Here is a 22,286-nt window from a genome sequence, read left to right as displayed (position 1 = left end):
CGCTCCCTGGATGATAACGCAGAGGAAGCCTGATCACCATTGAGAACGTGCGCAGTCTCGTTGACGACTTGCGCACGCGCAATCAGTGTTGGTTGACAAGTAGATCGAGCACACTTCGAAGAAATTTGAAAAAGCCAATTCCGTTTTTACGAAACAGCAATTCCATTGTCGGGAATGAATACTCGCATGGAGCAACAAAGTTTTCTGGCTGGATTTGCCACGGGTATTCGCAATTATCATCGCGAGTCCATTGTCCATGGGCACCAGAGTCTGATAACGATTTCAGGATACCGCGATTGGCTGGAGAGAGGAAATCGATTTCTCTGCCAATTAATTCCAGTGATCGATAGTAAGCTTTTCTTTTTTCGGTGATTCGGCGTCCCTGGCTGTCATCATAAAAGCGGGCGATCGCAGAAAATTGCTTTTGGCAGACAAGATGGGACTGTCCGTAAGCACTACTGCGAAAAAGCAGGAAAGATTTGCAGAGCTTTTCACAAGCCATTTGCAACATCACATATTTTTCTGATGAAGGAAGCAGAGGGTGAAGCTCGTTCAGAATTTCAAACGTTTTCAGGTCGACGATGGCCTGCCTTGCGAAAGCCCGTTGTTCACTGGGCATTGGGTAGGCCTTCTGCATCGAGCAGGGAACTGTCTTTGGGAATGGCAGTCTCCGAAACTGTCCATCGTGTTGGCAACCTGTACTGCTCCTGCGTGTTCAGTCTTGAAAATTCTTCTGGTGTGATTTCCAGAATTGTGACAGGAAAAGGAATAATTCCGGACGGGCCAAACGAAATTGGCATTAATCCGGTTTCCAGAGTCTCTGAATTCACTTCCAGCAACTTAATCGAATCTTGAGGTTCACCCGTTGTCATCCCATGAATTTCGTAGATGCCCGTGATTGCATCATCGATTGCATAATGACGCTGTGCCAAATATTGAAGGCATTGTTTTCTGTCGAGAATTGTTGCCTGAATCATCGAACTCTCCATTTGCGTCGAGTTAGCGCTGCAATCGCCACCAGCATTCTAGCCGAAGAGACTGTCATGACCAGAACGATCATGAGCAGTCTTCCCCATACAGGCTGCAAAGTTATTTACGTGCCTTAGCATACTTCAGAGGCAGCCAGGCACCGTTTTCCTTACTCGAGTTGACGCACTGCTGGATGAAGTACATCCCCTCTGCTCCATCGAAGACGTTCGGGAAGATCGTGTTGACCTTCTCGAATTTCTTGCCTTCAGCACGCAAAGCCATGCTGTCGTAAGCACTGCGATAGACGTTGGCGAAGGCTTCGAAGAAGGCTTCGGGGTGACCAGCCGGGAGGCGGCAGGAGGCTTTCGCCATCTCATGCATGTACGAGGCGTTTCCATCGCGGGTATAGATCGCATGCGGGTGGCCGTTGCGACGGAAGATCATTTCGTTGGGATTTTCCTGACGCCAGATGAGGGAACCCTTGGTGCCATCGATTTCGATGAAGAGATCGTTTTCGCGGCCGTGAGAGACCTGGCTGGCGGTGACGGTCAGCAGGCCGCCATTTTGCAGTTTGATGACGGCATGACCGTAATCATCGAGTGCCCTGCCCTGTTCGAAAATTCGCAGGTGGCAGGAGACTTCATCCGGCAGAACACCAGTCATGAAGCGGGCGAGATTGTAGGCATGAGTCGCGATATCGCCAAAGGCACCGGCTGCACCGGATTTGGAAGGATCAGTCCGCCACGCGGCTTGCTTGGAGTCGGTGGTTTCCAGACGGGTTCGCAGCCAGCCCTGGATGTAGTTGGAGCGAATCGCCTGGACTTCGCCGAGTTCACCAGCTTTGACCATCTCCCGAGCCTGACGGACGAGAGGGTATCCTGTGTAGTTATGGGAGACAGCGAAGACAACGTCTGATTTCTCGACAGTCGCGACGAGTTCTTCGGCTTGCTTGAAATCAAACGTCATCGGTTTATCGCAGATGACATTGAAACCTGCTTCGACCGCTTTCTTGGCGATTTCAAAGTGAGTGTGATTGGGAGTCGCGACACTGACGAAATCGACGCGATCGTTTTCCGGACGGGCTTGTTCGCTTTTGATCAGGTCATCAATCGAAGTGTAGGCGCGTTCTGGTTTGATATCGTAAGCGGGAGCGGAGGCTTTGGCCTTCTCGGGACTGGAAGAGAGCGCGCCAGCGACGAGTTCAGCTCGGTTATCGAGGACACCTGCTGTTGCATGGACTCTGCCGATGAAGGAGCCTTGCCCGCCGCCGATCAGTGCCATACGAAGTTTGCGATTCAAGCTGCCGTTGGTTGTGTCCATGGTCGCCTTTGCTGTCTGGTGAGAGTTTCGTCGGGATGGATGTGTCATACGAAGGAGCAATCGACGCGTTCAATATAAGCAACAAGGCGGGGATGGTTCAAACAGGTCGAAAGTGGTCTGTTTGAAAATGGGGAAATGGCGGGGATTTTGCCGGATTCTTGAGAGTCGTTGCGCATATACAGCGGCATTGTTGAAGGATAATCAGCCTTCATTGACAGAAACCTCCATAGCAAACGATCAGGCGACGTCATACACTGACAACGTGTTGGTGTTCTCACATTTGACTTGCCCCGCTCATGCGATTTGACTGCTCCGCATGACGGAGAAACCAATTTTTCAACAGGAGTAAAACATGTCGCGCGAACATGCAGGCGTCAGCCAAACGAATCTGGTCTGGTTGACAGCGGGAGTTCTCTTCGGGTTGTCAGTCTCGTATTTCTGGCCGAGTGAAACGGCGCTCGCTTCCACAGACCGCAATGCCGGCGGAAAGATCGCGATCTTTACTTGTGAAGCTCAGGCCTTGAGTCCGTCACCGGATATTGTCTTTGTGCTCGACTTTCTGACCGGACGTCTGACGGGGGCATCGATCGATATTCAGTCTGGAAAGTTCTCCCAGTACTATCAGCGCAACATCGCTGCGGACTTCAACCTCTCGCCCGAAACTCAGGCGGAATACATCGTCACGAACGGTCAGTTGAACTTATCGAGCAGTGGCGGCGCGTTGCCTGCCAAAGATGGAATCTTCATTGCCGAGATGAAGTCCGGGCTGGTGAACTGTTACTCGTTCATCTATCCAACCAGTAACCGCAATGGTGGCATTCTGCCGCTGGTTCCACAGGCCCAGTTCTCGTTCCGTCAGGCAATGCGATAGTTTCTGTGCGATAGTTTTTGTGCGATCGTTTTAAATCGCAGAGCTGACGCGTCTGCAAAGAATGCTTTTTGCTTTTCCGGCCACACGGGCGATGATGAGGACGAGAGTCCCGTCGCCGTGTGGCTTTAATTTTTTCCGCAGCTGCTCAGCAGCGATCGGGATATGACGGGCTTTGATGACGAGTTCGCCGCAGGAGTGTTCGCGGAAGTAGGCGCGGAGCTTTTTATCGTGATCGTCGATGATGTCGATGACTTCGAAGCTGCTGATGAAGGGGGACGAGACTGGCTCGTTGGAGGTCAGGTACTCTTCGGCATCGTCGAGGCGATTGATGCCAAGTTGTTCGGCGAGGACATCGACGAGACCGGCCCGGACGACGGCGGGATCTGGATCGTGGACGTATCGCTGGATGTCTGAGAAGCCCGGTCGGGCGGAGAGCGGGTGGCCGGAGATGCTGACCCCTTCAGGCAGGATGGTCGCTCGCCAGTCAGCGTCCGACTTGAGTTCGCCAAACCAGATGGTGGCTTCTTTGCATTCGCCATGAAGGCTGATGAGTTCGACTTCCGCGTCTGGAAACTTCCCGCCAAAGTTGCTCGCAGGGCCGAGCTTGAGAGCACCGCCGCGGAAGCGGGATGTCATGGCTTGCAGCGTGGTAAGGGGTGGGTTGTATTGTTCGAGACGCATCGTGGGGCGATCGGATTTGGGAGAGCTGCGACGATCAGGGTCGATGTGAATGAGGGCGCTGGGGATGTCAATACTGTCTGCGGAAACGCACTCTGTCTGGAAACGAGGACCGACTTTGTAGACGTCTGCATTCCAGGTCGCCATTTGAAGAGCGAGTGGATCGAGGTCGACGCCGATGACGTTGTTCGTCGTCGCGAGGGCGATCGCGTCGCCACCGATGCCGCAGCAGAGGTCGTAGATGACGCTGTCTTTGAATTTCGCGAAACGAGTCGCCTTATAGCGGGAGATGATTTCGGAGGTAGCCTGTTCCATGCGAATGCGGTCGAACCACATTTGGTCGGCGTGCGTGAATTTGTCGCGTGCGGATTGACGAAGTTTGTGCAGCGTGACGGCGAGGCTGGCGAGTTCGACGGGCCATGACTTGCGCAACTTTGTGACGAGGCTAAGCTCGCTGATGTTGGGCTCAGCGGTAATTAACTCCTGGATACTGGCAAAGATTGCTGGGGTCTCGTGCAGTTGCTGGTAGGTCTGCAGTTTCTGTGTTTCGGCGTCACTCATGTTCGGCTGACCTCCGGCGTGCGGAGCTGTGTGATCGCGCGATTCAGGAGCGAGGTGTACTGCTCACGCATTTCGAAAGTGAGCTCGACCGCGATCTCAGTGACTTTCGAGGTCAGGTAACAAAGGCGAATCGAGGCAGGCCATTGTCCGAAGGCCTGCTCGATGGTGTGGGCGTAAACAAACATCTGGAATCCATAATGGGCCAGCGCCTCGTCTGCGCTGGCGGGGGGGCGTCCGGTTTTGTAGTCGAGAAGATGCCACTCGCCGTCGACAAAGTAAAGGCAGTCGATCGTGCCGTTGAGAATTGCGTGCGATTGTTTCGTGGCGGTGTTCCATCGAAGCGAGAATGGCAGCTCGCGATGAATGGTCGTCGCGTTTTTTAGTTGAGAGGCGGTGCTGGTGATGAGAAAGGCCTTGAGCAACGCAACGACGCTGTCCGTACTGACCTGTTCCTGTTCGAAACGCAGCTGATGCAGCGCGCGATCAATCAGGTGAGGCAGACGCGAGGTGTTTTGGAAGTCGAGCTTTTCGAGAACCAGGTGAACCAATTGGCCAAAGCGGTCTGGAGGAAGACTACCGGCGATCCCCTTCTCTTCAGGCAGAGGCGTTTCGACTGGCTGAGGTTTGTGACGTTGTCCCTGGAGTGCTGCGACAATAACTTCCAGTTCGGAAACCGAGAAGGTACGTCGAGACGCGACATCCACCGGAATGACCTGGCTGATCGCAGGGAACTCACTGGGGTGACTGGCGGCGACGGCGGCTTCGAGCTGGCCAACGGGGAGGTGGGCGGGTTCATGGTGGTCGGACGCGGGGACGACTGGCTTTTCATGGTGGACGTGAATGCTCGGAATCTCATCCGTCTTGATGTGTGCCAAACGTGTCCGACCCAGGTAGGGATCTTCGACCGGAAGGCCGGTGTTTAAGTCGAACTTGTCACGCAGGGTCTGCATCCAGGCACTGACACGTTTGGGCTCGATATCCCATGAGGTCGAGAGGATTAACTGATCAGCCGCGCGGGTCATCGCGACGTAGAGCAGGCGGAGGGATTCCTGATCGTCTTCGAGTTTTTCGAGTTGCTTATAGACATCGAGCAGATGATGAGGAGCACGTTCGCCTCGGATCTCAGGCAGCTTGATCAGCGGACCGAGTAGTGGATGAACGACGGCAGAAGAGGATGATGCTCGATTCTGCCGGTTCATGTCGGAGACGAAAACGATGGGGAACTCAAGTCCCTTTGACTGGTGAATCGTCATGAGCCGAACGAGGTTGCCGGTTTCCGGACTGGTCGTCGCGAGTTCTTCGCGGAACCCTTCTTCCACCGATTCGGATAACCAGGCGACGAACTGAGCCAGGGTTGTTTCCGGACGACTATCGAACTCGCGGGCTTTGTCGAGGAGCTTGTGAAGGTTCGCGAGTTTGCGCGGGCCGAGGAACTCAAGCAGTAAGGCGGCGTCGTAGCCGGTAGCCTCAATGGCGGATTTGAGGAGGCCGGAGATGGGGAGGCGATCTTTTCGCTGGCGGAGATTGGCGAGGGTTTCACGCGCAAAGCGAACTCGCTGAGCCTGATCGGGTGGGAAGGAGGACAGTTCGACGTCGAACAAGGCCAGACCCAGACGCGAACCTGTTCGGGCCAAGGTCAGCAGCGAATCATCGTTGAGATTGAAGAAGGGGGATCGCAGGACGCCGAGGAGGGCCAGATCGTTATGGACGTCTTCGATCGTCGTCAGCAGGTTGACGACGTCGTAGTTTTCCTGCTGGGTGAAGAAGGCCTGACCGCCCACGAGGTAATAATCGATGCCCGCGTCGCGGAGGGCGTGTTCGTAGAGGCCGACGTTGCTCAACGCGGCGAAGAGGATCACGATGTCGCCGGGCTCGACACGCCGCAGCTTGACCTGGCCGGTCGCGCGATCGCGGTGGGGAACGCGGGGCGTCTCGTCGCTGAGGAGCTGGCGAATCCGGGCAGCGATCCACTCCGCTTCCCGCATCCGCCGAGCGGCGGCATCGGGAGTGTCTTCATCGACAGATCCAGTTTCACCTGTCTGAAAGTTGCTGTCGTTGTTGTCTTCACTTCTCGACTCGGTCACAGGCGGCGTGGCGAGCAGGAACTCGATGGCAGGGACGGGCGAATGTTGACGCGGGTCGCCGGGGAGGAGAGGTTCGTAGCCATCGAAGAGGTCGCCGAAGAAGGCGTTGACGAAGTTCAGAATGGCTGGCTGGCTGCGGAAGTTGACGCTGAGAGGTAATCGTCCCGAGCGAGGAATCTCTTCGCGTAGAGAATGGAAAATCGTCGGGTCAGCACGACGAAAGCGATAGATCGACTGCTTGCTGTCGCCAACGAAAAAGAGCTTACCGCTGGCAAGATCGCTGCCACACAGGAAGCGGACAATGTCCATCTGCAGCGGGTCAGTATCCTGGAATTCATCGAGCAGCAGGAAGCGGATATGTCGAGACGCCTGCTGGCGGACTTCTTCATTCTCTGCAAGCAGCCGACGTGTCTCGATGAGGAGATCATCGAAGTCGAGCCCGCCTCGCAGGGCTTTTGCGGACTGATATCCCGCACAGGCTTTCTGATAGACGTTCAGCAGCATCCGCGTCAGACGAGCCGGTTCGAGCAGGTCTTCGTGTGTCAGCTTGGTGATCGCGAGCAGGTCTTTGATCTGCTCTTTGAGCTTGCCGTAAAGCTTTTGAAACTGGACCTGAACTTCGTCGGACGGCCAGGCGAACTTCTTGCTCTTACGTTCCAGGACGAGGAGGTCGAGGACTTCTTCCAGCCAGGATTGAGTGGAACCGACGACAGGAGGCAGACGGTATTCACCATCGATCTTCTGGACAGCAAATCGCGCAAGCAGCGAGGCTTTGCGCTCAGCCATGATCTCGTTGTCGAAGTCGATGGATTCGAGCAGCGAGACAAGACGTTTGGCGTCGGGGCCGTGTCGGAACGACTCGAACATGGCGTCGAAGTATTCCCCCTTGAGGATCTGCAACCAGCGAGAGGCGAGATCGTCAGCGTCAAGGCCATCGAAGTCTTCAAAACGGATGCGGAGCCGCTGATCGACGAGCGTCGTGAGCATCGACTGCAGCGATTCGAGGGAGTAGCGGAGGACGAGGTGGGAGACTTCGGCAGAGTTCGCGATCAACTCATTGTGGACAACATCCTGCACGGCCTTGCGAAGAACCGATTGCTGGATGTCGCCGGTGAGGGTTTCAAACTGGGGATCGAGACCGGCCCGGACAGCGTTACTCCGCAGTAGCCCGCCGGCGAAACTGTGAATCGTCGAGATGCGGGCGGCTTCGAGACCTTTGAGAATGCGATACCAATAGTCTCGCTGGGAGAGGGGAGCCTGTTCGAGTCTCTGCTGGCAGGCGCGCCGGATCCGGTCTCGCATCTCGCGAGCAGCACGGTCGGTGAATGTGATCGCGACGATCTGCGAGAGAGGATCGTGATGGGCGGCAAGTTCAGGATGTTGTTCGGGATCGAGATAGCCGAGGAATCGCTGCGTCAGGACGAAGGTCTTCCCGCAGCCGGCGCCCGCGGAGAGGGCGACGGAGGAGTCTTTGACAGAGAGGGCTCGCGCCTGCTGTTCGGTGTAACGGACGGCGGTCATGTCACCTCCGGATCAGCAGAATCGTTCGACGTGAGATCAGAAATGCTTGCAGGCGCGTTGACGAGCAGACGCTTGTTGAGCGGGATCTCCAGCTGACGGATCTGATTGATGCGACACGTCAGGTGGAACTCACAGTAACTCGTGCACTGCTTGTCCTGGCTGTAGACCGCGAAGTGCCCCAGACGCATGTGATCAACGAGACGAGGCACGAGGTCGTCGATGATCTCGGAGATCAGGTCGATGATTGGTTGATCAAGCTGCAGGAAGCTGGCGTTCTCTTTTCGTGAGCCCGATTTGTACCCGCTGACAAAGCCGTTCTTGTGAACCTCCCAGAACCCGATCTGCCAGGGGATCGCTTCGTCGCCGGTGAGTTTCAGACGAATTACAGCAATCAGGTAAAGCGCCAGCTGCAGGGAACGACCTGTGCGCAGTTCTTTTTCGTTAAACCGTTTGGGATTGCCAGTCTTGTAATCGATGAGCGTGAAGACGCTTTGGGCACCCTGCTGTCCGATGTCGATCCGGTCGATGCGTCCGCGGATCTTGACGAGCTGGTCTTCAGAGCCAACAGTCAACGGCGGGAACGTTTCTTTCTGTTCGGGCAGCAAGGTGTCTTCGATCCCCTTGATTTCGCCGAAGGTCAGTTCAAGCAGGGATCGTTGCGGAGATCGCCCCCACATGCCGGAGAGCTGGCTGCGGTACTCGTCGTGCTGTTCGCCGTAGAAGCCCGCCCACTCAGAAAGGAGTTCCCCTTCGATGCGGTTGAGTGCCGCATGAAGCTCATTGATGCTGACTTCGCGCCCGAGTTCGTCCTTGAGGTGAGATTGAAACGCATCACGGACATCGTCCGCGGTCGCGTTATCCACGAGTGCCAGGTGAAGCTGAGCAAGGCTGTTGTGAACCAGGTTTCCCCGACGTGCTTTATCGGTCCGGACACGCGGATCTTCATGCGGGGTGACGCCCAGGACATACTGCGCGAAGAACTTGAACGGACAGTACGCGTAGCTTTCCAGCAGGGTCGCACTGAACGCCATGTTGGGTGAGAAGCGCTGCGCGAGCCATTGGCGGTTCGCAGGATCTTCAAGCATGCCTTCGTAAACAGTGAGTCCTTCAGTATGGAATCGCGCCTGCGAAGTTTTTGACGATGCGATGATATTGGCGATCGTCGCCGCTTGTTTGTTGTCGGTTGCGAGCGTTCTCAAATGGCCAGGACGTTTTTGCAGGGCTTCATCGACAGCGGCAATGCGTTTCGACGAAACAGAGACTGCCTCGTCGAGCGTGGGGACAGGGTGAAGGCTTCCCGCAGACTGGATACGCAACGCGCTCGAACTAAAGAGGCTTTTGACCTGTTCGAGGTACGGACTCGGAAAGACAGGTTCGCCCTTCTGGTTGGTCATTGCATAGCTGAGTGTCAGTTGTTTTCGCGAGCGAGTGACGACGTGATAGAACATCAATAGCTCGTCTTCGTCGTGCGTGTGTCGAGTGGCGAGTTGCCAGCCGTGATCGCGAAAACGCATTCGCTCTGCTTCGGAGTAGAGGCAGTTTTCGTGATGCCCCAGCGGGAACTGCTTTTCATTGAGTCCCAGGACGAAGAGGTAATCGACATCAAGGTTACGAACCTGCACAGCGGGCAGAATGCGGACTCGTCCATCTTCACGAGACGCTTTGGGCAGCGACAGGAGTTCCAGTGATTCCTGAAGGAAGGCGATGAACTCGGTCAACGACCAGCGTCCCTGGGTGGTCGCATGCCGTTCACGAAACAAAGTCAGGTCGAACAGCTGGGAAAGGACGTAATCCCAGAGTTCTGCCGCTGACAATGGGAATCGCTGGGCAGGAGAAAGACTCTCATACGACTGCGACATCGATGTTCGTGTCGATGCCCTGCTCCAGCCGAGGTGAGAGAAAGTCTTCCGCAGGACTTCGATCCATTGGTTGGAGGAATGCTTCTTCTGAAGTGGTTCACACAGCTTTGCCAATGTTTGCAGGAGTCGCTCGACGTTGAGCAGTTCCCGGAGCGTGAGGGGGAACCGCGTCGAGACTTTGGTTGCCTGGGGATCTTCGCGATGGATCGCTTCCAGCCGCTCGCGGTCTCGCGCCAGCAAATCAAGAATGACGTTTCTATTGCCTGCAATCTGTCGGAATCGAAGATAGGCAATCGCATCTTTCGCGATGCTCTCAGCCATGAGTCCCAGTTTCGGGACGAGCTTGGACCAGTCGAACCAGGTCGAGAGCAGAACGCTTTTGAGTCGCTCGAAACTCCAGTCATCCTCGACAAGTAACAGAAACTGCATCATCTGTTTACAGACGACGACCCGATCGAGCGTCAAAGAAACATCACAGGCCGTCGGAATACCCGCATCGCGGAAGATCTCCTCGGCGAGGAATCCTGAATCGCTCAGATCGCGCGCCGTCACGATGATCTGATCGGGGCGGACTCCACTGACGAGCAGACGCTTGACCTGTTCGGCGACGACCTGGAGTTCGTTCTTCTGACCATAGCAGGCGAGAATCTGGAGACCGCCGGCGTTCTTCGAGACAGTTGTGTCGAAGGGAGATTCAAAGAGGTGAGAGGCAAGATGAGCCGCACCGGGAGTGGGGGATTGATAGAGGCCCGATGTGAGTTTCATCCGGGTTGCGAACTCATCGACTGACAGGGAAAGCAGTTCAATGCCGCCAGCTTCCTGAACATGTTTGGACAACGTCTCGCCGGCTCGTTTCGATTTTGCGAACAGATCGGGTCGAGTTTCATCCTGCGACGGCAGCGTGACGACCATCATCTGCGAACGCTGGGCGAGAGTGACGAGGATTTCATACTGCGTCGGCGTGAAGTCGCTGAAGCCATCGACGATCACCAGGTCGAACTGCGAGAAAGGGCCCGTCGTCAGTTGTTCCAGTTGAGAACGAGCAGACCAGTAACGACCCTCAGCATCGTAAAACCCACGCTCGTTTAGGAAGTCCTGATAGTCTTGATAAAGGCCATGAAGCTCGCGATCTTTATCGGTTGGAAGACGCGTTGCCTTCTTCATCTGGTCCGGCCAGATCTCGTCTTTCTTTAGTTCCGAGATGAAACCGCTGACCAGTGACAGGAAACCCCGCGTCCTGCTGATCGACTGAAAGTACGAGAACTCTTCCCGCGATTGTTTCTCCGCGATGAGCTGTTTGAGAATCAGACGTTTGCGTGGCTCATCGATGGCCCGGACGAAGTCGTCGCCGGTTTGCAGGATCGATTCGCAGAAAAGGTCGAACGTCACAACGCCGGGGTTGATCGCGACGGTGAAGTCGTCGTCGAGCAGTTGTTCCAGAACGAGTGCCCGGCTGCGTTGCGTCGGAGACAGCCAGAGGCAGCGTCCCCGAAGGGGGTTTGAGACGGCTTGCTGGAGGTGACGACGATACAGCGAGCGCAGGCAGGAAGTTTTCCCGGTGTACGGAAGGGACGTCAATAAATACAGCTCTCGACGCATGTCGCGAGGCAGGCAGAGGCCTGCTGCACTCCTTTACTTTTTAAATGATCAAGGCGGACAGGCGACGGAAATTGAAAACACCATCTTTACGCGTCCAAATTGATCTTCTAAGATACCTGATGATCCTGACAAACGCACCCGATCGACCGTAATTTCCCAGCTTGTCAGCTGAGGAGCCTTCGAGTTGATCTTGTGATCGAAACGAAGTCTTTGAAGACAGTCTCGTTTCGAGAATAAAAATTGAATAAACGTCTGTGACATTTGGGAGTGACTCATGCACAACCCGCTACGAATCGATTCATCGAAACGCCTCTCTTCTGGGTGGCGCGACTTATTGGCAATCATGCTGACACTCGCAGTTCTGGGCGGAGCATCGCCAGTCATCATGGCCCAGGAAGCGGATGACTCGGAGATTAAGACGGAAGAAAAAGCGGACCCGAACAAGCCGATGTCCGACTATGAACTGATGCAGGTCTTCGTCGATACCTTCCATCAGGTCGAGCAGAACTATGTCAAAGACGTCGAGCGACGCAAACTGGTCGAAGCCGCTATCCGAGGCATGCTGACCGAACTCGATCCCTATTCGAATTACATCTCCCCAGATGACCTGTCTCGCTTCGACGAAGAGATCAATCAGGAATTCGGCGGGATCGGTATTCAGGTCAACCTGGATCGCGATACCCGTTCGATCATCGTTGTCTCGCCGATTCCTGGCACGCCTGCCTACAACGCAGGAATCCGTGCAGGTGACCGCATTACCCAGATCGCTGGCAAGAAAGTCAGTGACTTCGAAGTTGGTAACGAGCTCGATGCGGCCATTAGCCTGATGCGTGGCAAAGCTGGTGAGCCAATTGAAATCACCTACATTCCATCCGTCTCTGATGCGTCCAGAACGACTGGCGAAAGGCTCAATGACGGCAAGACGACCGAGAAGCCAGATGACGCTGCTCATGACGAAGAAGATCCTGCCACTCCACAGCCGATCTCGGGAGCACAACCCAAAACGGTCACCGTCAAACGTGAAATCATCAACGTCGCAACGATCATGGGCGATCATTACAACAAAGACGATTCCTGGAACTTCTTCGTCGATGAGAGCAAAAAGATCGGTTATATTCGCCTGACTCACTTCACTCAAAAGACGACTCAGGAACTTCGCGATGCTCTCAAGACATTGAAGAAGCAAGGCATGCGGGCTTTGATTCTCGACCTGCGATTCAATCCAGGCGGACTGCTTTCCACCGCGACGGAAGTCTCTGATCTCTTCATCGAGTCAGGCAAGATCGTCAGTACCAAAGGCCGCAATACCAAAGAACGCGTCTGGAATGCCGTGAAACCAGGGACTTACTCAGACTTCCCGATGGCTGTCCTGGTCAACCGATATTCTGCTTCCGCCAGCGAAATCGTTAGTGCCTCTCTGCAGGATCACAAGCGAGCCGTCGTCATCGGTGAGCGGACCTGGGGCAAAGGCAGCGTTCAGAATGTCATCGAAATGGAAAACGGCTCAAGCGCTCTCAAGCTGACAACGGCCAGTTACCACCGTCCCAGTGGCAAGAACATTCACCGCTTCCCCGGCGCTTCGGAAGACGATGAATGGGGCGTCATGCCGGATGACGGATATGTCGTGAAGTTCACTCCCGATCAGATCCGTGATTACATGGAACATCGACGCATCCGCGATATCCTCAATCAGCAGGACCCACCGAAGAGTGAATTCGTCGACACGCAACTCAATAAGGCAATCGAAGAACTGACGGCCAAGCTGGATCAGCCTACTGAGACCAAAGATTCTGCCAAGTCCGACAAATCCGACGAGAAGAAAGAAGAGACCAGCGAAGATAAGAAGAAGGCCGCCATGCTGGAATCATTCCATCCTGCCTTCACGACTGGTTGATTTGACAGCCTGAACTGATTTGCCCAAAGTAGGGACACGCCTGAGTGATTTCAGGCGTGTCCTTTTTTATTTGAGCCGAACTTCCCTGTGTGCCACGGCTGTGTCAGCCGTGCGATCGCGCAATGGACGTCCATTACACGGCTGACACAGCCGTGGCACACGGGCCGACCCGAGATGAGTATCTAATGCAGTATCTACTGGCGATCGAGACATCCTGCGATGAGACCGCAGCGGCAGTGATTGATCGTGATCGCCGCGTCCTGTCGAGTGTCGTGTCGACGCAGACGGCGCTGCATGAGCATTATGGCGGAGTCGTTCCCGAGATCGCTTCGCGGGCACATCTGGAACGAATCCTTCCGGTCATTGACGAAGCGATCAAGCAGGCGGGTTTGACGCTGCAGGACATGTCAGCGATTGCGGTCGCAACGCATCCCGGGCTTTCTGGTTCGCTGCTGATCGGACTCACGGCTGCCAAAACATTGTGTTTAGCGACGGGACTGCCATTGATCGCCGTCGATCATATTCTCGCTCACATCTATGCCTGCCAGATGTCATCAGGACGAGACGTGTATCCCTGCGTCGGATTCGTTGTCAGCGGCGGTCATACCCACCTGTTTGACTGCCCTTCGCCTTTGGATCACAAACTGCTGGGGTGCACAATCGATGACGCAGCCGGGGAAGCGTTTGATAAAGTCGCTCAGATTCTAGGGCTCGGTTATCCTGGTGGCCCTCTCATTCAAAAGGTCGCAGTGCAAGGCAACCCGAAAGCCTGTGCTTTTCCGCGAATCTTCATTCGCGACGAGCGTCTGGACTTCAGCTTCTCAGGATTGAAGACAGCCGTGCTTTATGAATATCAGGGCATTCCTGGTCAGCCGTCCAAAGCCGGTCAAGGTGAACCGCAGCGTATCGCAGATGTTGCGGCCTCGTTCCAGGCAGCGGTGGTCGATATCCTCGTTGCGAAAGCGGATGCGGCGCTGAAGAAAACGGGCTATCGCCGACTTTGCGTGGGAGGTGGCGTCGCTGCGAACGGGCCGTTTCGCGAGGCGCTAGCGCAATTGGCCGCACGTCGCAAGGTCGACGTGATCGTCGCTCCGATGGAGTATTGCACCGACAATGCCGCTATGGGAGCAATCGGCTGGGAACTGTTTGAAGCCGAACGATTTGCTTCCCTTGATACCGATATCACACCGGGCCTCGTTCGGCGATAAGACTGTCCGGAAACCTATTGAGGCTGATTGTTGTTCTGGTTACCGCCCAGAAAAGTAAACGTGAAAACATCACTGACCGTGCTGAAACTGGGAGCCAGATTTAAAGTGACATATCGTCGATCCGCGGACACGGTCGCAGACGCAGCCAGTGAAACGCCCTCACTGAGTGTCGTCACAACAGGTCGATAACCAACGGCTTGCTGACCAACAAATATCGAGCCCGCCCCGGCTGACGGATCTGGTTGGTCAGGTGTGGATGCCAGTTGACGACGGCGACTGCGCAGGAATTCCAGCGTCGAAACGCGAGCTTTTTCGCGTGTTTCCTGCAACGTGGAAGGTTTGATTTCGAGCGTGCGTTCTGCTTTGCGTCGACCCGTTTTCAACTCGAACTCAATCTCGACTTCATCGGATGTCAGATTGATCGGATGCTGCGTGATGACCGGCTTGGATGATTGGGCCTTTTCCGTAATCACGAGCATGGCTTTTTTGCTGACAATATCCCCATAAGCATGACGTATCGTGATTTTGTAGACGCCGTTGAAACCTTTGCCGCAGACGTATTGGTCATAGCCGTTCTTGGGGGCGCCGCCATTGCCATCGTGGACCAGAGTTCCGCCAGCCGGCGTGAGTGGATTCTCAAATGAGCAGACAACACCCGTTGGTTCTTCAACAGCCAGATCGAGGTCACCTGCCCCGCTCCATTCAAGTCGGATATCCAGATCGCGAATTGAGGCTTCTTGCAGACGAGACGTGAGCTCGTTGGCTAGCTGAGTATTGCCGGCTTTCTTGAGGCGACTGATCAGGTCGGTCGTTGTATCAACTGCATCATCATGACGCCGTTGAAAGCCAGTGCTCCAGTCGTAGGTCAGAATTCCTTCGGCCGCCCAGATGATCGCATCCTGGTCTTTCAGATCTTTGGCATGTTTGAGTCCCAGCGCGTAAGGCTCGGGACGACTTGGCGCCAATCGGGAGGCCTGACGGTACATGGAAAGGGCCTGCACTTTGGCACCAAAGCGTGTCAGATAGGCAGCAGAAACAAGCAGGTTTGGAACGTCGAGAGGTCGGAAGTCGTTGTTCGAAAGCAGAACGCGTTCGACTTCTTCCTTGGGATAATGCTCGATCTCCATCGTCAAGGCAAGTACCTGATACATCCAGGGCTGAGGTCGTCCTGCAATGAGGCAAGCCTGAATAATGCCAATCACATCTTTGAACTGACGTGACTCGTGCTTCTCGAAGACGAGAGTCTGGATATCCGGATCACTCAACTCATGCTGTTTAAGAAAGGTACTCCAGTCAGTCGGAACAGGTGTCTTCTCAGGTTGCTGATAACTGGCAAGTTGGATGACAGAATCATTTTGGCTGGCTGTTTCTGGCAATGAAAAAAGCTCGTGGGTTGTCGTCAGTACAACACCACGAGCAATGAGATTGAGGGAATCAGCTTCGCTGACTTCTCTGTTTTCGCTAAGTTTCGATGGGACTACAGTTTTTTTTTCCCGTCATCAGCGGCAGCGTCAGGAATGGAGAAGAATCCACCACCTCCGCCGAAGCCACCCATGCCGCCACCCATACCACCGCCCATGCCTCCCATACCACCACCCATACCGCCCATGCCGCCACCCATTCCGCCGCCCATACCACCCATCATACCGCCGCCCATTCCGCCACCCTGGATTTGAAGTGGAATGACGAGGTCGGCCACTGGATAGACGCGAGTCGTGCTCTTTTCATCGGCAGCAGTTTGGGTCGTGATCTTCATGACTTCGTCTTCGACGACCCATGTCAGGCCGAGTTTTTCGAGCATGATTTTCATGGCACTACGCAGCGAGACGCCTGACAGGACGAGGTTGATCGGCTCGTCGGAAGGAATACCTTCTTCAGACAGGGCGTTGTCTTCGATGATGATCGTGATGCGGTGCAGCTGAGCCAGATAGTCGATCGCGTCTTTCAGAGGCGTATCGACGAACTCGATCGAGGTGTTATCTTTCAGAGCGTTCATGATCCGCTCTTCGTTCACACTATTGCGACGCAGGTCGGGAGAAACCCACTTCTGACGTTCCTGGGTGATCTTGTTCCAGACTTCAACTGGTGGATAAACGATTGGTGGTTCATCTGGAAATGGAACGTGTGACAGTTCAACCTGAGTCAAAGTCGCCAGGTATTTGTCAGCTCGCAGAGACCGCAGATAGAAGGCTTCAGCCAGTCGACCAGCCGCTTCAGCACCGAACAACGCCGCAGTGGCTGGACCGTTTCCTGGTTCGGTTCGAACTGCCACGCGTGAAACCTGCTCTGCTTCTTCAAAGGCTTCATCGCGACCGCGGAAACCTTCGAGCATCAGGGCGCGGACTTTATCAATCAGTTGTTCCAGTCGTTCGTCACGGAAAGCGATTTCATCAACAATCCGCTGAGTGGCTTCCAACTCAGCACGTTTACGCTCGGATTGAATACGGTCTGATTCGATCTGTCGGCTGCGAACTGACAGCGAGCCAATCGCGAAGTTGAGCTCACGGATGAGTTCACCTTTCACCGTTGGATCGATCAGATCCGTGGCGTTGACACTCGCCAGGGTGCGTTTGAGCAGATTGATGCTGTCTTCCGGTTCGGTCTGGCCGATTTGGCTGGCCAGTTCGATATCGTTGCTGACTTCCAGTCGAAGTTTCTCGTTGGCTGCTTTTTGCAAAGCCTGAAACTGGCGAATTTCGTTTCCAGAATCGGCTGTTGGAGGACCCGAGCGGTCTTCAACCGACTGTGGAGTGAATTCGTCCTGCATGCTGACGGTCTTGATATAGTTCTGGAATCCAGCCTTGGTCGAGCTCAGCATCTCGTCGCCAGCCAAAGGCAGAGAGAGTCCGTTATTGCCTTGAGAGGCGTTCCAGACCAGTTCCAGATAGGCATTGTCAGCAGAAGGAGCAGTCGTGCCATCAATTGTTTCTTTGACCTGCCCGTTCTGAGACGAGAGAGTCAACGCGACAGGTTTAACTGACGTCGCATTTTGTTTGACAAGATAGAAGCTCGAACGGTCTTTTCGCAGAGGCAGCGCGATCGTCGGAAGCGTTTCTGCTCCTTCGACAGTCAGCTGTGATGGATAAGCAACGGGGCCTTGAACGGCTTTCGTCACGCGTTCTGCAACGTATTCAGCAGCAAATTGTTCCTGCTGGACCTGATGGAATCCGCCTGTCTGGTAAGCAAGAACTCCCAGGAGTTGTAAGTCGAGTTGAGAACCGACAGCGACCGTGTGAATCGGTGTTTGAGAATCACGGTAAGACTGGCAGAGAGTTGCCATGTCTTCTGCAGTGATCAGGTTCGCGGTGCACATCCCGTCGCCGATCAGCAGGACACCAGCCTGATTCGCGGCGGCAACCTTGTGTGCTTCTTTCAAAGCAGCCAGCAGGTTCGTCGTCCCGGCTGGGAACCGCGCTGACAGACGGCTCATTGCATCGGAGCGGTTTTGCTCATTGTTCGCCAGAAGATCCGGGCTGGTCTTCAGGATCGTGTTATCGATCGCCCAGATGCTGAAGTTCACATCGGCTGGCAGGCTTGCCAGGACGTTTTGAACGATCCCGAAAGCATCTTCGCGATGCTTGCCAAGCTGGCTGGCTGAGGTATCGACGAGAATGAGCAGATTCTTCGTCGTCGCTTTTGTCTGATAATCAGCGGGCAGTGAGACACCAACCGCGCTGTAGAGAGTACCGTCAGTCTGATAGCTTTCCGTCAAACCTGCGGAAACTGCACCTGTGCAGCTTGCCGACAACGCTACTACAGCACTGAACACCGACTTTTTCATCGAAGAGACCATTTTCAGGTGGCTCCCTCTCATGCGGATTGATCAGAAGACGTTCGTCACGGAAAAACCCGGCCGAACGATAATCGATTGGATTGTGAGACGGGTGGGCGTTTTCCACCACCGCGCCAGATGGGAATTTTAGTCTCGAACACGTCGGCTATAAACCTTCGATTCGAGCAGCAGGCCTCCCATTCTACCTCCTCATTCGGTTCACCTAGAAGTAAATTCGCTGGGAAAATAGGTGGAAGCGGAAATTTGGCAGGATTTCCTGCGCCTGATTGTTACGTTGCGAACGCACGTCAGGGTTAACGGATTCCACCCGTAGCGATTGTTCCGAGTGTGACTATTTTGGGGAGCAATCAGTCCGCTTTCAAGCGGGCTGTGAGAAGCTTCTTGCGATTGGCATAAGCGGTTTTCAGGTCCGTAATTGGCATGATGCGGACCAGCTGATTCTTGTAGGTCAGACGTCCTTCGGCATCGAAGGCGATGAAATCAGCGACTTCCGGGATGGCATCACCCGCGTAAAGAGCAGCATAGGTCTCAGGGTCAACCCCCTGGCCTGCTTCCAGTTGAGCCAGAGGATTCCCGCCACCTGACAGGACGATGAAGGAATTCAGAGACTTCGTGGCGGGCTCGTACTTGCCTTCGATCCGCAAAGATTCCATCGCGGTCTGCAGGCCTTCGTTGGCGGTACGGATCTGCTTAATCGTGTCATTGCTGATTTCGAATGTCTCGAAACCCTTATTTTCCTCTTCAAACTGAGCATAGCCGGTATTAACCAGTGTCGGCATCACGGAATCGGTCGAACGGCTGACTGACAGTTGACCTGCAACGAAAGCCGAAACGACAGCAAGAGCGATCAGAGGCGTTTTCATGACGAGTGGAACTCCGTAAAGCGGCATGCCGATGGTCGGGAAAGTCGGAACCAAGATCTGACGAGCAACCGCGCAGATCCTCCGATCGAAGTCTCTCTATGTTGACACGACACAATCGTCTGGACAAGAGAGCATTTTTCAGCAGCCCGTTCACGAGGAACTTTGATCCCAAGTCGTTCAGTTTATGACGTTTGGGACCGGTCTACTCACCCGTTTCGTTAGATGATGACCCGGTCAATGTAGGCCAACACGGCTGAAACGAGTTCCGGCATCGCCACCAGATCGTGGTTTTTGCAGGCTTGTTCCAGGCGGGACGCAATCGGCGTCAGTCCGGAAAAGCCATAGCCGCCCCCTGCTCCTTTGAGCTGGTGGGCGAGAGTCTTGAGCTGTTCGAAGTTGCCGTTCTGGAAGGCGCTCGCCATCTCGATCCGACGTTCCTGAAGCGATTCATAGAACATTTCGAGGAGTTCCAGGAAGTCTGGATCATCTGCAAATTCAGAACGAATCGCTGGACCTTTGGGCGAAGTTGTGGTTGCAAGAGCCATGAACAGGTGCACCTGATTGATGTGAAAAAGAAACAGAGCGTTCTCAAACCTATAAGTCTTATTTCGGGACGGAATTGTCGTTGTCCGAAATCAAGGCGGGTCGTCACTTCGATTTCCGGCAAATTTGAAGTCTGTAGGGGTTGTAACGACTTTCTAAGACTGTCGTGACGGCTGCCGTGTGCGAATTGGTCACAGGTGCCTGCAGGATAAAGCCTTAAGGCGTGAGAGGGCCATCGCTCTTGACGGTGGAGGCTGCTTTTCAGTAAACACTGTCTGCGGGGCCACTTTCATGATGAACGTCGTCACCGCTGCCTGATGTACACGCCGCAGCTCTCGGTTACGGACGACCATGAAGCTCATACAACGAGTATTGCTCGGAGAGATGATTCGCATCTTCTTCTCCATTCTCACCGGCGTGACGGTTATTCTTGTCTTTATCGGCGTGTTCCGCGAAGCGAGCGAACACGGGCTAGGGCCTGAGCAGATCCTTGCAATCCTGCCGTTTATCGTCCCCAGCCTGCTGCCTTTCACGATCCCTGCCACGATGCTGTTGACGGTCTGCGTTGTCTATGGACGCATGTCGGGCGATCAGGAAATTACGGCCTGTAAGTCAGCCGGGATCAACGTGATGGCTCTCATCTGGCCAAGTCTTGCCATGGGCGCTGTGTTGAGTGTGAGTTCCTTTTTCCTGACCGACCAGGCGATCCCGTGGGCGATGTCGCGGATTCAGTGGATCGTTGTGCATTCGATGGAAGAGATTTTCTTTGACCGTCTGAAATCTCAACACCAGTTTATTGAACGCAAGCAGGGCATCATCATATCCACGATGGATGTCGATAATCGCACGCTGATCAAGCCTACCATTACCTATAAGCCAGGAAAAGAAGGGACGCCGCTGCGACTGCAGGCGGAACGGATCGGCCTTGAATTTGACATCGAGAAAAGCCTCGTTCACGTACGGGTCATCGGCGGCTACTATGAAAAGCCCGGCGAGCAAAAGGGCTTTATTGATGATCAGCAATTTACATTTCCGCTTCCGAAAATGCTCAAGCCGCTCAAGGCCCAGAACCTGCCCGTTAATGAGATCCGCGGCGAAATCATTGCCATGGAAAGGCAGCGAAACTTCAATGATCGCTTTGCTCAACTCGAAGCCGCATCAACGATGATGCTCGGCGAGTTCGATCGGTATGCTTCGACAGAATTCAATCGCATGTATTACGACAACGAGGATAACACGCGCAAGATCGACCGAATGTATACCGAGATCCATAGTCGGTATGCCCTCGCCGGAAGCTGCCTGTGCTTCGTTTTGATTGGCAGCCCGTTCTCGATTCTCCAGGGGAAAAAGCAGTTTCTGACGAGCTTCATTCTCTGTTTTGTACCGATCATTCTCGTGTATTATCCGATCATCATGCTGCTGATGAACCAGTCGAAAAACGGCACGATCGACCCCAGTTATGGGATGTGGATTGCGAATATCCTGATGGTTGGCCTGGGGATCTATCTGATCCGCAAGGTTCTGAAACACTGACTTCTATTGCCCTGATTGTGATTTCGATATGACTGTGTCTGCACCAATCACTGCTTCCTGGAATGGCCAGATCATGCCGCTGGACGATGTCCGCGTCCCGGCTCTTGATCGAGGTTTTCTGTTTGGTGATGCGCTGTATGAAGTGCTCCGCGTCAAGAATGGACGTCCGATCTTCTGGGACGAGCATCGAGAGCGTCTGCAATCAGGACTCGATGCGGTCCAGATGAGAGTCGACATGCCGGAGATTGAACGCCAGATGCACAAGCTCTGTGCAGCCAGCGTGAACAAGACCGGGATGATCTACCTGCACATCACCCGCGGCGTCGGGCCACGCAGACATGCGTTCGCGATCGATGCCACGCCCAACGTCTTGATCTTCATTCAGCCGCTGGATGCCGAGGATATTCGTCGAAAACAGCAGAACGGCGTGAGCGTTATTCTGCAGCCGGATTTGCGTTGGAAGCGTCCGGATATCAAGTCATCGAATCTGCTGCCGAACTGTCTGGCGGTCAATGAATCGGTACGTGCCCAGGCCAGTGAAGCGATTCTGGTCAGCGAGCGTGGTCAACTCACGGAAGGGGCCTGCTCGAATCTGTTTCTTGTCATCGACGAGCAGATCGTCACCCCACCTCTGGAACAACGGATTCTTGGTGGCGTCACGCGTCTGAAACTGATCGAGATGGCCAAGCGGCAAGGCTATGATGTCATCGAGCGGACGATTGATCAGATGGAGATCTTCACGGCCGATGAGGTGTTTCTGACGAGTACATCGATTGATGTCATGCCCGTTGTGAAGATTCACGAGCAGCTTGTGAATGGCGGGCATCCAGGGAACATGACGAAGACACTTGGGAAGTTGTTCGCCGGTATGATGGAGAGTGTGACGGGGTTAAGTAAGGCAGCGTAAAATTGGGTAGCGGAGGTTGTCCCAACCTCCGCTGGTTCGCTTCGAACCCGAAAGAAACACGGTCACCGCGCAGTTGACCGAGA

Annotated in this window: 15 protein-coding genes; 5 read left to right on the top strand and 10 right to left on the bottom strand. The window is 54.5% G+C overall.

Annotated features, from left to right (window positions below; all coding sequences use genetic code 11):
- Nucleotides 1–82: 82 nt before the first annotated feature.
- The 3 genes from SH248x_RS09475 to SH248x_RS09465 all read right to left on the bottom strand — a co-directional run bounded on the left by SH248x_RS09475 (nucleotide 83) and on the right by SH248x_RS09465 (nucleotide 2,289).
- The gene (locus SH248x_RS09475; RefSeq protein ID WP_459558291.1) at nucleotides 83–619 is read right to left on the bottom strand and encodes a hypothetical protein; all 537 of its coding nucleotides are present in this window, start codon (nucleotides 617–619) and stop codon (nucleotides 83–85) included.
- Nucleotides 609–977 carry a hypothetical protein gene (locus SH248x_RS09470; RefSeq protein ID WP_459558290.1) on the bottom strand — a complete coding sequence of 123 codons (369 nt, stop codon included), beginning with the start codon at nucleotides 975–977 and terminating at the stop codon, nucleotides 609–611. The genes SH248x_RS09475 and SH248x_RS09470 overlap by 11 nt, the downstream gene beginning before the upstream one ends.
- 112 nt (nucleotides 978–1,089) lie before the next feature.
- Nucleotides 1,090–2,289, bottom strand: a complete 1,200-nt coding sequence (locus SH248x_RS09465) for a Gfo/Idh/MocA family protein (RefSeq protein ID WP_459558289.1) — start codon at nucleotides 2,287–2,289, stop codon at nucleotides 1,090–1,092.
- Nucleotides 2,290–2,641: 352 nt separating this feature from the next.
- On the opposite strand from SH248x_RS09465, the gene SH248x_RS09460 reads away from it, so the two are divergent.
- Complete coding sequence (locus SH248x_RS09460) at nucleotides 2,642–3,160, top strand: hypothetical protein (protein WP_459558288.1); 519 nt, start codon at nucleotides 2,642–2,644, stop codon at nucleotides 3,158–3,160.
- A gap of 30 nt (nucleotides 3,161–3,190) precedes the next feature.
- Here SH248x_RS09460 and SH248x_RS09455 read toward each other — a convergent pair whose 3' ends face one another.
- Genes SH248x_RS09455 through SH248x_RS09445 form a run of 3 tightly spaced genes read right to left on the bottom strand, consistent with a single transcriptional unit; the run spans nucleotide 3,191 to nucleotide 11,462 of the window.
- Nucleotides 3,191–4,399, bottom strand: a complete 1,209-nt coding sequence (locus tag SH248x_RS09455) for a class I SAM-dependent methyltransferase (RefSeq protein ID WP_459558287.1) — start codon at nucleotides 4,397–4,399, stop codon at nucleotides 3,191–3,193.
- Nucleotides 4,396–8,004 carry a UvrD-helicase domain-containing protein gene (locus tag SH248x_RS09450; RefSeq protein WP_459558286.1) on the bottom strand — a complete coding sequence of 1,203 codons (3,609 nt, stop codon included), beginning with the start codon at nucleotides 8,002–8,004 and terminating at the stop codon, nucleotides 4,396–4,398. Before SH248x_RS09450 ends, SH248x_RS09455 begins: the two co-directional genes overlap by 4 nt.
- Entirely contained in the window at nucleotides 8,001–11,462 is a 3,462-nt protein-coding gene (locus SH248x_RS09445; RefSeq protein ID WP_459558285.1) for a PD-(D/E)XK nuclease family protein, read from the bottom strand. The genes SH248x_RS09450 and SH248x_RS09445 overlap by 4 nt, the downstream gene beginning before the upstream one ends.
- 274 nt (nucleotides 11,463–11,736) lie before the next feature.
- On the opposite strand from SH248x_RS09445, the gene SH248x_RS09440 reads away from it, so the two are divergent.
- Together SH248x_RS09440 and tsaD are read left to right on the top strand one after the other, a co-directional pair.
- The gene (locus SH248x_RS09440) at nucleotides 11,737–13,356 is read left to right on the top strand and encodes a S41 family peptidase (RefSeq protein ID WP_459558284.1); all 1,620 of its coding nucleotides are present in this window, start codon (nucleotides 11,737–11,739) and stop codon (nucleotides 13,354–13,356) included.
- Nucleotides 13,357–13,541: 185 nt separating this feature from the next.
- Nucleotides 13,542–14,564 carry a tRNA (adenosine(37)-N6)-threonylcarbamoyltransferase complex transferase subunit TsaD gene (gene tsaD, locus SH248x_RS09435; RefSeq protein ID WP_459558603.1) on the top strand — a complete coding sequence of 341 codons (1,023 nt, stop codon included), beginning with the start codon at nucleotides 13,542–13,544 and terminating at the stop codon, nucleotides 14,562–14,564.
- A 14-nt stretch (nucleotides 14,565–14,578) separates the two neighbouring features.
- Here the strand turns inward: tsaD and SH248x_RS09430 are convergent, their stop codons facing one another.
- From SH248x_RS09430 to SH248x_RS09415, 4 genes are all read right to left on the bottom strand, one after another.
- Nucleotides 14,579–15,940 (bottom strand): hypothetical protein, encoded by a 1,362-nt coding sequence (locus SH248x_RS09430; RefSeq protein WP_459558283.1) that lies wholly within the window; start codon nucleotides 15,938–15,940, stop codon nucleotides 14,579–14,581.
- Nucleotides 15,941–16,041: 101 nt separating this feature from the next.
- Nucleotides 16,042–18,345 carry a vWA domain-containing protein gene (locus tag SH248x_RS09425; RefSeq protein WP_459558282.1) on the bottom strand — a complete coding sequence of 768 codons (2,304 nt, stop codon included), beginning with the start codon at nucleotides 18,343–18,345 and terminating at the stop codon, nucleotides 16,042–16,044.
- Nucleotides 18,346–18,704: 359 nt separating this feature from the next.
- A complete protein-coding gene (locus SH248x_RS09420) occupies nucleotides 18,705–19,220 on the bottom strand; it encodes a hypothetical protein (RefSeq protein ID WP_459558281.1) in 516 nt (171 codons plus the stop codon).
- Between the two features lie 218 nt (nucleotides 19,221–19,438).
- Entirely contained in the window at nucleotides 19,439–19,765 is a 327-nt protein-coding gene (locus SH248x_RS09415; protein ID WP_459558280.1) for an Hpt domain-containing protein, read from the bottom strand.
- A gap of 349 nt (nucleotides 19,766–20,114) precedes the next feature.
- On the opposite strand from SH248x_RS09415, the gene SH248x_RS09410 reads away from it, so the two are divergent.
- Complete coding sequence (locus tag SH248x_RS09410) at nucleotides 20,115–21,296, top strand: LptF/LptG family permease (protein ID WP_459558279.1); 1,182 nt, start codon at nucleotides 20,115–20,117, stop codon at nucleotides 21,294–21,296.
- 28 nt (nucleotides 21,297–21,324) lie between these two features.
- Complete coding sequence (locus tag SH248x_RS09405; protein ID WP_459558278.1) at nucleotides 21,325–22,203, top strand: aminotransferase class IV; 879 nt, start codon at nucleotides 21,325–21,327, stop codon at nucleotides 22,201–22,203.
- Nucleotides 22,204–22,286 lie beyond the last annotated feature (83 nt).

It is taken from the genome of Lacunimicrobium album, assembly GCF_052161635.1.
Lineage (GTDB): Bacteria > Planctomycetota > Planctomycetia > Planctomycetales > Planctomycetaceae > SXPC01.
This window is presented reverse-complemented; position numbering and strand designations above follow the sequence as displayed.